The following is a 12,119-nucleotide window of genomic DNA, read 5'->3' as shown; positions in this document are numbered from 1 at the left end:
AGAAGCTATGCTGGGTTTAAAACAGGTTCATCATATTGCGATCATTGCGACCGACTACGCGAAAAGTAAGGCCTTCTACTGCGACATCCTGGGCTTTACGCTCATAAGCGAGGCCTACCGCGAGGAGCGTGACTCCTGGAAGGGCGACCTGGCGTTAAACGGGCAATATGTGATTGAGCTGTTCTCTTTTCCTTTTCCGCCTGCGCGTCCGTCCCGCCCGGAAGCCTGTGGACTGCGTCATCTTGCCTTCAGCGTCGATGACCTGGATAGCGCGGTAAAACATCTGGAGGCGCACGGCGTGACGTGCGAAGCGATACGCGTCGATCCGTTCACCGACAAGCGTTTTACCTTTTTCAACGACCCGGACGGCCTGCCCCTGGAGCTTTATCAGCAGTAATGGTTGTCCTGTGTGATAATGCCCGCTCAGTTCGGGCATTTTTTATGTGTAATCTCCTATGACCTTACCCGCTATCGCACAAGCCGTTTCACCGTACCGCCAGCTGCTGGTGGGGTTTAGCGGTGGCCTGGATTCTACCGTGTTGCTGCATCGTCTAAAGCTTTGGCGCGATCGGGAACCTGACGTCCAGCTTCGGGCGATGCATATTCACCACGGATTAAGTCCTCACGCAGAGGCGTGGGTGGCGCACTGCGAAGCCTTATGTGCGGCCTGGGCGATCCCGCTCATCGTTGAGCGAGTGACGCTTGCGGAGGAAGGGCTGGGCATCGAGGCGCAGGCGCGGAAAGCCCGCTATGCCGCGTTTGCCGGGGCATTACGTGCTGGAGAAGCGCTGGTCACGGCCCAGCATCTGGACGATCAGTGTGAAACCTTTCTGCTGGCGCTTAAGCGGGGTAGCGGGCCGGCGGGACTTTCTGCCATGCCGGCGCGTTCTGAATTTGCCGGCACAACGTTACTGCGTCCGCTGCTTGGCGAGACGCGTGCCTCACTGGAAGCCTGGGCGCGAGAACATCAGCTGAACTGGATCGAAGATGAGAGTAACCAGGATGACGGCTATGACCGTAACTTCCTGCGCCTGCGCGTCCTCCCGCTTTTGGGTGAGCGCTGGCCGCATTTCGCCGACGCGACGGCAAGAAGCGCCATGCTGTGCGCCGAACAGGAGTTGTTGCTGGATGAGCTGTTGAGCGACGAGCTGGCTGGGCTGATTTCTGCCGACGGGGCGCTGGCGATCGCACCGATGAAAGCGATGAGTCCGGTACGTCGCGCCGCGCTGCTACGACGCTGGCTGGCCTTTCATCGCGCCGCGATGCCGTCGAGGACAATGCTGAGCCGTATCTGGGAAGAAGTCGCTCTGGCGCGGGATGATGCTTCCCCGAGCGTCCACCTGAACGGTTTTGAGGTTAGACGCTATAAGGGGGAGCTCTGGTGGATAAAATCCATGCCCTCGCTGACCGATGTGGTGCTCGACTGGCTTTCTCCTGACGCGCCCCTGATATTGCCCTGTGAGGCAGGACGCGTTTCTCTTCTGTCGTCTGGTCATGTGCGGCTGCCGAAGCCCGGAGAACCTGTCACCGTGCGCTTTAAGGCTGGCGGCATGCTGCATATCGTCGGGCGCAACGGGGGACGGAAGCTGAAGAAAATATGGCAGGAGTGTAACGTGCCGCCGTGGCTGCGCGACACCACGCCGCTACTGTTCTACGGTGAAACGCTTATCGCTGCGGCAGGGGTTTTCATCACGGAAGAGGGGTGGTCAGAAGAGGGTGTCCGTTTTGAGTGGCAAAAAGCGTAACGGGCAGCCAGGCTGCCCGTTAGTGTCATCAGGATTCGCTCACCACGACGGTGCCGATTTGCGGGTGGCTGAAGCTGGCTATTTTGTCCAGACGCAGCTCACGCGTCGCACCGGCGTCTTCCACTATCAGGTATTCCACATTCTTTCGTGAAACCAGATCGCTGGCTTTCGCCTTCAACACTTCGCCATCTTTTAGCTCCAGCGTCAGTAATAAATGATGCTGGCAGGCGAGTTCGAGGTTGTCATAGTCATCACAATTGATGGGTTGATAAGTATCATTCATCGACATAATCGCTCACCAGTAAATTCGCCGCAGCATACGCTGCTTTTTCCCTGACCGACTCTGAAAGGCTCTCATCAGAGGCCACTTCATTAAGCACTTTCAATACACAGCCCAACGCGTCCGGGACATACCCCAGATCTCCGCTGGCGATTTCCGCATACCGTTTGCGAATTAACTCACAATAATTATTCACATCCCCTCCCGCCAGCGCACTGACTTACTGTGAGATATCATTAAGCCTACGAAGATAAACTCGGTTTAGCAAGGTGACTATACCATACTCATTTAAGCAATATCAGCGCCTTGATAGCGGTGTATTTATCACCCCATAACAGCCTTTTGCCGCGGTTTTCGCTACAATGAGTGCCTGATTCGAATGGAGTTCTCTCATGGCGCTGAAAGCGACAATTTATAAAGCAGTGGTCAATGTGGCCGATCTTGATCGCAACCAGTTCCTCGACGCGTCGCTTACGCTGGCACGCCATCCCTCCGAAACCCAGGAGCGCATGATGCTGCGCCTGCTGGCGTGGATTAAGTACGCCGACGAGCGTCTGCAGTTTACCCGTGGGTTAAGCGCAGAAGACGAGCCTGAAGCCTGGCTGCGCAACGATCATCTGGGTATCGACTTGTGGATCGAACTCGGCCTGCCTGACGAGCGCAGAATTAAGAAGGCCTGCACCCAGTCCGCTGAAGTGGCCTTATTCGCGTATAATCAGCGTGCTGCGGAGATTTGGTGGCAGCAAAACAAGAGCAAGTGCGGACAGTTTAAAAATCTCACGGTTTGGTATCTGGATGATGAGCAGCTGGCTCAGCTGAGCGAGTTTGCCAGCCGGACCATGGTGTTGCAGGCGACGATTCAGGATGGCGCCATCTGGCTCTCTGGTTCTCAGAATAATCTGGAAATTCATTTGACGGCGTGGCAGCCCGCGTCATGATCGTCTTGTCCCGTCACGTCAGCATTCCTGACAACGAGCTGGAGATTACCGCCATCCGTGCTCAGGGGGCCGGTGGGCAGCACGTCAACAAGGCGTCGACGGCTATCCATTTGCGTTTTGACATTCGGGCCTCGAGCCTGCCAGAGTATTATAAAGACAGCCTGCTTGCTGCCAGCCATCACCTGATCACCAGCGATGGTGTGATTGTGATCAAAGCCCAGGAGTACCGCAGCCAGGAGCTCAACCGGGAAGCGGCGATAGCCAGGCTGGTGGCGGTCATCAAAGAATTAACGGCAGTACAAAAAAGCCGCCGGGCAACGCGGCCAACCCGCGCATCGAAAGAGCGTCGGCTGTCCTCGAAGGCCCAAAAATCCACAGTGAAAGCACTACGCGGTAAAGTTCGTCGCCCAACAGAGTGACGAAAGGGAACACAATTTTCTTAAGGAATTCATTGTGAAAAAAGCATTATGGTCAGCGCTGGCAGCGAGTACGCTTTTTGCGCTTTTCGGGTGTAACAACCGCTCCGAAACGCAGATGTTACAACCCACGCAAACGGAAGAGTTAAAACCAATGCAGCAGAGCTGGCGCGGCGTATTGCCTTGCGCAGACTGCGAAGGCATTGAAACGTCTCTGTTCCTGCAAAAAGACGGCACCTGGGTAATGAACCAGCGCTATCAGGGCGCTAAAGAACCCTCGTCATTTGCAACTTACGGAACATGGGCGCGTACGGCTGAGAAGCTGGTTCTGACGGATATTTCCGGTGAGAAAACCTTTTTCCGCGCCAAAGGCGAGGGAATGGAGATGCTTGACCGCGAAGGCAACCCGATTGAATCCCAGTTCAACTACACGCTTGCGCCGGTAAAAGCGGCTCTGCCTGCCACGCCTATGGCAATGCGGGGGATGTACTTCTATATGGCGGATGCGGCGATCTTTACCGACTGCGCAACCGGCAGGAAGGTTAGCGTGGCAAACAATGCGCAGCTTGAACGTGATTACGCCGTGGCACGCGGTAATGACAGCAAGCCGGTATTGCTGACGGTTGACGGTCACTTTACGCTTGAACCAAACCCGGATAGCGGAGAGATGGTGAAAACGCTGGTGGCGGATAAAGGCGCGAAATTTATTGCGGGTAAAGACTGTAACAGTAAATAAGCTGACGTAGCACCATTAAAAAACCCCGCCTGAGCGGGGTTTTTTTGTTTAGCCTTTAATGGCTTTCACCAGGAAATCAAGGATGTCGCCGGTCTTGATCATCTGTTTTTCGCCGCTGCGACGGTATTTGTATTCAATCTCATCGCTGTCGAGGTTACGGTCGCCGATAACGACGGTGTGTGGGATGCCGATCAGTTCCATATCGGCGAACATCACGCCCGGACGCTCTTTACGGTCATCCATCAGCACTTCGATGCCCTGAGCGCGCAGCTCGGCATACAGCTTCTCGGCCAGCTCCTGCACGCGGTAAGACTTGTGCATGTTCATTGGCAGAATGGCGACCTGGAACGGCGCGATATTGTCCGGCCAGACGATGCCGCGCTCGTCGTAGTTCTGCTCAATCGCCGCAGCCACCACGCGCGTCACCCCGATACCGTAGCAGCCCATGGTCAGGATCTGGTTACGGCCATCTTCGCCCTGAACGGCGGCGTTCAGCGCTCGAGAGTATTTATCGCCCAGCTGGAAGATGTGACCGACCTCGATGCCACGCTTAATCATCAGGGTACCCTGACCGTCCGGGCTTGGATCGCCTGCAACCACGTTACGGATGTCAGCCACTTCCGGCGTCGCCACGTCGCGATCCCAGTTGATGCCGAAGTAGTGTTTACCGTCGATGTTCGCACCTGCAGAGAAGTCGCTCATTGCAGCAACCGTGCGGTCAATAACAACCGGCACCGGCAGATTGACTGGACCCAGTGAACCTGGACCCGCATTCACCACGGCGCGGATTTCCGCTTCCGTTGCGAAGGTCAGCGGGCTGGCTACCTGCGGCAGCTTCTCGGCTTTCACTTCGTTCAGCTCATGATCGCCACGCACCAGCAGGGCAACCAGCGGATAAGCGCTACCTTCGGTGGATTTCACCAGCAGGGTTTTCACGGTTTTTTCGACTGGCAGATTGAACTGCTCAACCAGCTCGGCGATGGTTTTCGCGTTTGGCGTATCAACCAGCGTCATCTCTTGCGTTGCCGCGCCGCGTGGTTCTTTTGGTGCCAGCGCTTCTGCAAATTCGATGTTCGCCGCGTAGTCTGAAGAGTCAGAGAAGATCACATCGTCTTCACCGCTCTGCGCCAGTACCTGGAACTCATGGGATGCGCTACCGCCAATGGAGCCGGTATCAGCCTGCACAGCGCGGAAATCCAGACCCATGCGGGAGAAAATTTTGCTGTACGCCGCGTACATTGCGTCGTAAGTCTCTTGCAGTGATTCCTGAGAGGTATGGAAAGAGTAAGCATCTTTCATCAGGAATTCGCGAGAGCGCATGACGCCGAAACGTGGGCGAACTTCGTCACGGAACTTGGTCTGGATCTGGAAGAAGTTCAGCGGCAGCTGTTTGTAAGAGCTCAGCTCGTTACGAATCAGGTCGGTAATGACTTCTTCATGCGTTGGGCCGAGAACGAAAGGACGCTCGCCGCGATCGACAAAGCGCAGCAGTTCAGGACCATATTGCTCCCAACGGCCGCTCTCCTGCCACAGGTCAGCGGGCTGAACCACAGGCATGGACACCTCGATAGCACCGGCGTTGTTCATCTCTTCACGCACGATGTTTTCGACTTTTTTCAGGACGCGCACGCCGGTCGGCAGCCAGGTGTATAACCCGGAGGCCAGCTTGCGGATCATCCCGGCGCGCAGCATCAGCTGATGGCTGATCACTTCGGCGTCGGCAGGCGTCTCCTTCAGAGTGGAGAGCAGATATTGGCTAGTACGCATGTTGTTACGGTTCCATTTCGACGATTGGAACAGGCTGAAACACCAGCCTGACACAAAAAAAGTGGTTTAGTTTACCAGTGTGGCAAAGATGCCAAAAGAGAGGAGAACAAAATTACCTGGGTTCAAGGGCAAACACTTCAAAACCTGCCCCGGTGACGCGCCAGCGAACATTGAAATCAAGCAGCCAGACGGCGTACGTTTTTCCTTCTTCCCCTTCTTTACGGTAGGCCGGACGCGGGTCCTGTGCCAGAACTTCAGTGATGAAATCCCGTAAGCGAGGATAGCGTTTCTCCAGCTGACCGAGCTGCGCGGTTATCTCTGGCGTAAAATAAACAGGCATGTCCGCCTGCGGCGCGTCCTGAGCATAGCTTGCACGCGCGTCCGGGAGCGCTTCGGCGAAGGGCAAATAGGGCTTGATGTCGATAACCGGCGTGCCGTCTACCAGGTCCAGACTACCTAACTCCAGTATCACCCGATCTTTCTGGCAGCGTATGCCTTTCAGTTCAACCAGCGACATTCCAACCGGGTTTGGGCGGAAGGTCGAGCGAGTCGCAAACACGCCCATTCTCGCATTTCCGCCAAGACGAGGAGGTCGCACGGTAGGTCGCCAGCCACCTTCCATCGTCTGGTGAAACACGAACACCACCCATAAATGGCTGAAAGCCTCGAGCCCGCGTACCGCATCGGCCTGATTGTAAGGCGCAATCAGGTGAAGCTCACCGCGTCCGCTGGTCACAAGACCGGGCTGGCGGGGGACGGCGAACTTCTCTTTATAAGGAGAGTGGATAACGCCTATCTGCTCGAACTGAAATGCACTCATTTCGCCGTGATGTTCAGCGCAGAGCCGATGCAAACCGCCTGACGGTAGCAGCCCGGCGTGCCGCTGGTGACTTCACAGCTGTGCAGCAGAACCGCGTTAGCTTTCATTTTTGCGGCATTAATCTGCATACGTTTACGCGCTGTCGGAATATTCGGTGGTGAGTCCTGATTGGTCGCCTGACAGGATTCGCCGCTCACTTCGCCCAGTTCACGGAACGGTTTACCGACGAGTTCGTCCGCTTTCGTGATAATACGAACCGGCGCAGGGCGAACCACTTTCGGTTTCGCAGGCTCGGTCTTTGGCGGGGTTGCCGTGCTTTGAACAGGTTCAACGGGAGATCTGCTTAGCATAGAACAGCCGCTCAGCATGAGTGCTAAAAGACAGATCGGTAAAGCACGCATAATATTTCCTCAATGGATAATCAAAACGTCAGATATTGAATCAGTTGACTGCACAAATGACAAGACGGGCATAAGCCCGTCCTGATGATATTACACTGAGGTGAGATTACCAGCCTTTAACAGCGCCGCCGTTAAACACTTTGTTGGCTTCCTGGTAAACTTCATCTGACTGATAGGCCTGAACGAATTTCTTCACGTTTTCCGCGTCCTTGTTGTCTTCGCGAGTCACGATCAGGTTAACGTACGGGGAGTCTTTATCTTCAACGAAGATACCGTCTTTGGCTGGCGTCAGGCCAATCTGGCTGGCGTAAGTGGTGTTGATAACGGCCAGGGCAATCTGCGCATCGTCCAGAGAACGTGGCAGCTGCGGTGCTTCCAGTTCAACAATTTTCAGATTTTTCGGGTTTTCGGTGACATCCAGAACGGTTGGCAGCAGGCCAACACCGTCTTTCAGTTTGATCAGGCCCACTTTCTGCAGGAGCAGCAGGGAACGGCCAAGGTTAGTTGGGTCGTTAGGTACGGCAACCTGAGAGCCTGGCTGCAGCTCGTCCAGAGATTTAATTTTCTTAGAATAACCGGCAATTGGATAAACGAAGGTGTTACCCACGCCCACCAGTTTATAGCCGCGATCTTTGATCTGCTGGTCCAGGTATGGCTTATGCTGGAAGGCATTCGCGTCGATATCGCCTTTGCTCAGCGCTTCGTTCGGCAGAACGTAATCGTTGAAGGTGACCAGCTCTACGTCCAGGCCATACTTCTCTTTTGCTACTTTCTGAGCAACTTCTGCAACCTGCTGTTCTGCACCCACGATAACGCCCACTTTAATGTGGTTTGGATCCTTTTCGTCCTGACCGCAACCCACCAGTGCCAGAGAGCCGATCAGTGCGCCTACTGCTGCGAAGGTCTTTAATTTAAACGCCATGTTTTATCCTTAACTCGTAGAGTTTGTGTTGTGTGTAACGTTATTTGTGCGTAACAGCCCGGACGATGCGATCGCCAGAGAACTGGATTAAGTAAACCAGAACAACCAGCAATACCAGAACGGTATTCATCACGGTAGCGTTATATCCAATATAGCCGTACTGGTAACCAATCTGACCTAAACCGCCGGCACCAACGGCACCGCCCATCGCGGAATAACCGACCAGGGTGATAAGCGTAATAGTTGCCGCATTCACCAGCCCAGGCAGCGCCTCAGGCAGCAGAACCTTGCGGACGATCTGCATCGGCGTGGCACCCATCGCGCGTGATGCTTCGATCAAACCGGTTGGGATCTCCAGCAGGGCGTTTTCCACCATACGGGCAATAAATGGCGCAGCGCCAACGGTCAGCGGAACGATAGCTGCCTGCAGGCCGATAGACGTTCCGACGATCACGCGGGTAAATGGAATCATCCACACCAGCAGAATAATGAACGGGATAGAACGGAAGATGTTTACCAGCGCGGAGAGCGTACGGTACAGTTTCGCGTTCTCAATGATTTGCCCCGGGCGCGTCACGTACAGCAACACGCCGACCGGCAGGCCAATCACAAAACCAAAGAAGCCAGAGACAAAGGTCATTGCCAGCGTTTCCCAAACGCCGCGAACCAGCAGCCACATCATCGGCTCAGACATAACCCAGTACCTCTACTTTTACATGGTGTTCTTGCAGCCAGGCAATCGCGGCCTGGGTTTCTTCTTGTGTGCCGTGCATTTCTGTCAGCATGATGCCGAACTTCACGCCACCGGCGTAATCCATCTGCGCGCTGATGATGTTGTTGTTCACGTTAAAGCGACGCGCGGTTTCGGAAAGCAGGGGAGCGTCAACGGACTGACCGGTGAACTCCATGCGCAGCATCGGGACGCTGTCTGCTGCGGGTTCGGTTTTCAAACGCTCCAGATAATCTTCCGGAATATCCAGATGTAGCGTGGACTGGATGAACTGCTGTGCCAGAGGCGTCTTCGGATGCGAAAACACTTCACTTACCGTGTCCTGCTCGATCAGTTCACCGTTGCTGATGACCGCCACGCAGTCGCAGATGCGTTTCACCACGTCCATCTCATGCGTAATAAGGAGGATCGTCAGGCCCAGGCGACGGTTAATGTCTTTCAGCAGTTCCAGAATAGAACGCGTGGTTGCCGGATCCAGTGCGCTGGTGGCTTCATCACACAGAAGTACCTTAGGGTTGCTTGCCAGCGCGCGGGCAATGGCCACACGCTGTTTCTGCCCACCGGACAGATTTGCCGGGTAGCTATCATGTTTGTCGCCCAGACCCACGAGGTCTAGCAGCTCGGTAACGCGACGCTTCACTTCTTCTTTCGGCGTGTTATCCAGCTCAAGCGGCAGGGCAACGTTGCCGAACACGGTGCGGGAAGCCAGCAGGTTAAAGTGCTGGAAGATCATGCCAATCTGACGACGCGCTTTGGTGAGTTCTTTCTCTGAGAGGGCGGTAAGTTCCTGGCCGCCAACTTCTACGCTGCCCTGGGTTGGGCGCTCAAGCAGGTTAACACAACGAATCAGCGTGCTTTTACCTGCACCCGATGCGCCAATGACGCCATAAATTTGACCAGCAGGAACATGCAGGCTGACGTTGTTCAGTGCCTGAATGGTTCGGTTCCCCTGCTGGAACACTTTGGTGATATTGGAAAGTTTAATCATTAGATTATTTTTATCGTATGTAAGTTAGCCGTGGCATTTTCTTCTGCCAGATACGGTTGATGACCGTAAACAAAACGGATGTTAAGGCATCCAGACGTCTAAATCAATCCAACTCTGTACGATGAGCACTTTATTGCGCTGCGATTCATGAGATACTAGTCGAACATGCCTTTTTCAGGAGCAAACCGGTGGCAAAATCAGTACCCGCAATTTTTCTCGATCGTGACGGCACTATTAATGTGGATCACGGTTATGTCCATGAGATTGATGAGTTCGAGTTTATCGAGGGCGTAATAGATGCCATGCGCCAGCTGAAAGAGATGGGCTATGCGCTGGTGGTGGTGACGAACCAGTCCGGTATTGCACGCGGTAAATTCACCGAAGCGCAGTTCGAAACGCTGACGGAATGGATGGACTGGTCGCTGGCCGACCGAGGCGTGGATCTCGACGGCATCTACTATTGTCCGCACCACCCGCAGGGAACGGTAGAAGCCTATCGCCAGACCTGTGACTGCCGTAAGCCGCATCCGGGGATGTTCATCTCTGCGCAGGAGTTCCTGCACATTGATATGTCTGCTTCTTATATGGTGGGCGATAAACTGGAAGATATGCAGGCAGCCGCCGCAGCGGGTGTAGGGACCAAAATATTAGTTCGCACCGGTAAGCCAGTGACGCCAGAAGCTGAGAATGCGGCGGATTGGGTGATTAATAGTCTGGCCGACCTGCCAAAAGAGATTAAAAAGCACCAAAAATAGCCTTTTTGGTGAAAAGGTGAGCGGTTGAAATAAAAATGCATTTTTCCGCTTGTCATTCCTCGGCGGCCCCCTATAATGCGCCTCCATCGACACGGCGGATGTGAATCACTTCACACAACAAGCGGTTCGGTTGAAGAGAAAAAATCCTGAAATAACGGGTTGACTCTGAAAGAGGAAAGCGTAATATACGCCACCTCGCAACGGTGAGCGAAAGCCGCGTTGCACTGCTCTTTAACAATTTATCAGACAATCTGTGTGGGCACTCAAAGTGACATGGATTCTTAACGTCGCAAGACGAAAAATGAATACCAAGTCTCTGAGTGAACATGCGTAATTCATTACGAAGTTTAATTCACGAGCATCAAACTTAAATTGAAGAGTTTGATCATGGCTCAGATTGAACGCTGGCGGCAGGCCTAACACATGCAAGTCGAGCGGTAACACAGGGAGCTTGCTCCCGGGTGACGAGCGGCGGACGGGTGAGTAATGTCTGGGAAACTGCCTGATGGAGGGGGATAACTACTGGAAACGGTAGCTAATACCGCATAACGTCGCAAGACCAAAGAGGGGGACCTTCGGGCCTCTTGCCATCAGATGTGCCCAGATGGGATTAGCTAGTAGGTGGGGTAACGGCTCACCTAGGCGACGATCCCTAGCTGGTCTGAGAGGATGACCAGCCACACTGGAACTGAGACACGGTCCAGACTCCTACGGGAGGCAGCAGTGGGGAATATTGCACAATGGGCGCAAGCCTGATGCAGCCATGCCGCGTGTATGAAGAAGGCCTTCGGGTTGTAAAGTACTTTCAGCGGGGAGGAAGGTGCTGAGGTTAATAACCTCAGCAATTGACGTTACCCGCAGAAGAAGCACCGGCTAACTCCGTGCCAGCAGCCGCGGTAATACGGAGGGTGCAAGCGTTAATCGGAATTACTGGGCGTAAAGCGCACGCAGGCGGTCTGTCAAGTCGGATGTGAAATCCCCGGGCTCAACCTGGGAACTGCATTCGAAACTGGCAGGCTAGAGTCTTGTAGAGGGGGGTAGAATTCCAGGTGTAGCGGTGAAATGCGTAGAGATCTGGAGGAATACCGGTGGCGAAGGCGGCCCCCTGGACAAAGACTGACGCTCAGGTGCGAAAGCGTGGGGAGCAAACAGGATTAGATACCCTGGTAGTCCACGCCGTAAACGATGTCGACTTGGAGGTTGTGCCCTTGAGGCGTGGCTTCCGGAGCTAACGCGTTAAGTCGACCGCCTGGGGAGTACGGCCGCAAGGTTAAAACTCAAATGAATTGACGGGGGCCCGCACAAGCGGTGGAGCATGTGGTTTAATTCGATGCAACGCGAAGAACCTTACCTACTCTTGACATCCAGAGAACTTAGCAGAGATGCTTTGGTGCCTTCGGGAACTCTGAGACAGGTGCTGCATGGCTGTCGTCAGCTCGTGTTGTGAAATGTTGGGTTAAGTCCCGCAACGAGCGCAACCCTTATCCTTTGTTGCCAGCGGTCCGGCCGGGAACTCAAAGGAGACTGCCAGTGATAAACTGGAGGAAGGTGGGGATGACGTCAAGTCATCATGGCCCTTACGAGTAGGGCTACACACGTGCTACAATGGCGCATACAAAGA

At 54.4% G+C, this 12,119-nt stretch carries 14 protein-coding genes and 1 rRNA gene; 7 read left to right on the top strand and 8 right to left on the bottom strand.

The genetic code is table 11. The features are described from left to right. The first annotated feature begins 7 nt into the window (after window positions 1-7). Window positions 8-397 carry a VOC family protein gene (locus SPG90_RS15550; RefSeq protein WP_023310468.1) on the top strand — a complete coding sequence of 130 codons (390 nt, stop codon included), beginning with the start codon at window positions 8-10 and terminating at the stop codon, window positions 395-397. Window positions 398-455: 58 nt separating this feature from the next. Next, window positions 456-1,745 carry a tRNA lysidine(34) synthetase TilS gene (gene tilS, locus SPG90_RS15545; RefSeq protein ID WP_047173301.1) on the top strand — a complete coding sequence of 430 codons (1,290 nt, stop codon included), beginning with the start codon at window positions 456-458 and terminating at the stop codon, window positions 1,743-1,745. Between the two features lie 28 nt (window positions 1,746-1,773). On the opposite strand, the gene rof is transcribed toward tilS, so the two are convergent. Together rof and SPG90_RS15535 are read right to left on the bottom strand one after the other, a co-directional pair. Next, the gene (gene rof / locus SPG90_RS15540; protein ID WP_008501890.1) at window positions 1,774-2,034 is read right to left on the bottom strand and encodes a Rho-binding antiterminator; all 261 of its coding nucleotides are present in this window, start codon (window positions 2,032-2,034) and stop codon (window positions 1,774-1,776) included. After that, complete coding sequence (locus SPG90_RS15535; protein ID WP_008501889.1) at window positions 2,021-2,221, bottom strand: YaeP family protein; 201 nt, start codon at window positions 2,219-2,221, stop codon at window positions 2,021-2,023. The genes rof and SPG90_RS15535 overlap by 14 nt, the downstream gene beginning before the upstream one ends. 196 nt (window positions 2,222-2,417) lie before the next feature. Here SPG90_RS15535 and SPG90_RS15530 point away from each other — a divergent pair, with 196 nt between their 5' ends. The 3 genes from SPG90_RS15530 to nlpE are packed head-to-tail and all read left to right on the top strand — an operon-like array spanning window position 2,418 to window position 4,115. Then, on the top strand, window positions 2,418-2,963 hold the full coding sequence (locus tag SPG90_RS15530; protein WP_115876397.1) for a YaeQ family protein: 546 nt from the start codon (window positions 2,418-2,420) through the stop codon (window positions 2,961-2,963). Then, entirely contained in the window at window positions 2,960-3,382 is a 423-nt protein-coding gene (arfB, locus tag SPG90_RS15525) for an alternative ribosome rescue aminoacyl-tRNA hydrolase ArfB (protein WP_126303735.1), read from the top strand. Before SPG90_RS15530 ends, arfB begins: the two co-directional genes overlap by 4 nt. Window positions 3,383-3,416: 34 nt before the next feature. Continuing rightward, window positions 3,417-4,115 (top strand): envelope stress response activation lipoprotein NlpE, encoded by a 699-nt coding sequence (gene nlpE, locus SPG90_RS15520; protein WP_126303546.1) that lies wholly within the window; start codon window positions 3,417-3,419, stop codon window positions 4,113-4,115. Between the two features lie 48 nt (window positions 4,116-4,163). Here nlpE and proS read toward each other — a convergent pair whose 3' ends face one another. From proS to metN, 6 genes are all read right to left on the bottom strand, one after another. Then, complete coding sequence (proS, locus tag SPG90_RS15515) at window positions 4,164-5,882, bottom strand: proline--tRNA ligase (protein ID WP_126303545.1); 1,719 nt, start codon at window positions 5,880-5,882, stop codon at window positions 4,164-4,166. Window positions 5,883-5,994: 112 nt separating this feature from the next. Then, window positions 5,995-6,702, bottom strand: a complete 708-nt coding sequence (tsaA, locus tag SPG90_RS15510; protein ID WP_126303544.1) for a tRNA (N6-threonylcarbamoyladenosine(37)-N6)-methyltransferase TrmO — start codon at window positions 6,700-6,702, stop codon at window positions 5,995-5,997. Beyond that, the gene (rcsF, locus tag SPG90_RS15505; RefSeq protein ID WP_008501883.1) at window positions 6,699-7,103 is read right to left on the bottom strand and encodes an Rcs stress response system protein RcsF; all 405 of its coding nucleotides are present in this window, start codon (window positions 7,101-7,103) and stop codon (window positions 6,699-6,701) included. The genes tsaA and rcsF overlap by 4 nt, the downstream gene beginning before the upstream one ends. Window positions 7,104-7,209: 106 nt before the next feature. Then, on the bottom strand, window positions 7,210-8,025 hold the full coding sequence (gene metQ, locus SPG90_RS15500) for a methionine ABC transporter substrate-binding lipoprotein MetQ (RefSeq protein ID WP_014168729.1): 816 nt from the start codon (window positions 8,023-8,025) through the stop codon (window positions 7,210-7,212). Between the two features lie 40 nt (window positions 8,026-8,065). Continuing rightward, window positions 8,066-8,719, bottom strand: coding sequence for a methionine ABC transporter permease MetI (locus SPG90_RS15495; RefSeq protein ID WP_003856130.1), 654 nt, complete (start codon window positions 8,717-8,719; stop codon window positions 8,066-8,068). Continuing rightward, entirely contained in the window at window positions 8,712-9,743 is a 1,032-nt protein-coding gene (gene metN, locus SPG90_RS15490) for a methionine ABC transporter ATP-binding protein MetN (RefSeq protein ID WP_023310475.1), read from the bottom strand. The genes SPG90_RS15495 and metN overlap by 8 nt, the downstream gene beginning before the upstream one ends. Window positions 9,744-9,931: 188 nt before the next feature. Here metN and gmhB point away from each other — a divergent pair, with 188 nt between their 5' ends. Then, window positions 9,932-10,498 (top strand): D-glycero-beta-D-manno-heptose 1,7-bisphosphate 7-phosphatase, encoded by a 567-nt coding sequence (gmhB, locus tag SPG90_RS15485; RefSeq protein ID WP_029741186.1) that lies wholly within the window; start codon window positions 9,932-9,934, stop codon window positions 10,496-10,498. Window positions 10,499-10,867: 369 nt separating this feature from the next. Then, a 16S ribosomal RNA gene (locus SPG90_RS15480) occupies window positions 10,868-12,119 on the top strand; the annotation flags it as partial.

Origin of the sequence: Enterobacter sp. D2, from assembly GCF_034427575.1 — a bacterium.
In the GTDB taxonomy this organism is placed as follows: Bacteria; Pseudomonadota; Gammaproteobacteria; order Enterobacterales; family Enterobacteriaceae; genus Enterobacter; species Enterobacter cloacae_M.
Note: the sequence above shows the minus strand (reverse complement) of the source record. Positions and strands in the feature narration are given on the sequence as shown.

Bases quoted from the DNA above. Each gene is read 5' to 3' on its own strand.
- SPG90_RS15550 (WP_023310468.1), top strand. From the start codon at position 8: ATGCTGGGTTTAAAACAGGTTCATCATATTGCGATCATTGCGACCGAC.
- tilS (WP_047173301.1), top strand. From the start codon at position 456: ATGACCTTACCCGCTATCGCACAAGCCGTTTCACCGTACCGCCAGCTG.
- rof (WP_008501890.1), bottom strand. From the start codon at position 2,034: ATGTCGATGAATGATACTTATCAACCCATCAATTGTGATGACTATGAC.
- SPG90_RS15530 (WP_115876397.1), top strand. From the start codon at position 2,418: ATGGCGCTGAAAGCGACAATTTATAAAGCAGTGGTCAATGTGGCCGAT.
- arfB (WP_126303735.1), top strand. From the start codon at position 2,960: ATGATCGTCTTGTCCCGTCACGTCAGCATTCCTGACAACGAGCTGGAG.
- proS (WP_126303545.1), bottom strand. From the start codon at position 5,882: ATGCGTACTAGCCAATATCTGCTCTCCACTCTGAAGGAGACGCCTGCC.
- tsaA (WP_126303544.1), bottom strand. From the start codon at position 6,702: ATGAGTGCATTTCAGTTCGAGCAGATAGGCGTTATCCACTCTCCTTAT.
- rcsF (WP_008501883.1), bottom strand. From the start codon at position 7,103: ATGCGTGCTTTACCGATCTGTCTTTTAGCACTCATGCTGAGCGGCTGT.
- metQ (WP_014168729.1), bottom strand. From the start codon at position 8,025: ATGGCGTTTAAATTAAAGACCTTCGCAGCAGTAGGCGCACTGATCGGC.
- SPG90_RS15495 (WP_003856130.1), bottom strand. From the start codon at position 8,719: ATGTCTGAGCCGATGATGTGGCTGCTGGTTCGCGGCGTTTGGGAAACG.
- metN (WP_023310475.1), bottom strand. From the start codon at position 9,743: ATGATTAAACTTTCCAATATCACCAAAGTGTTCCAGCAGGGGAACCGA.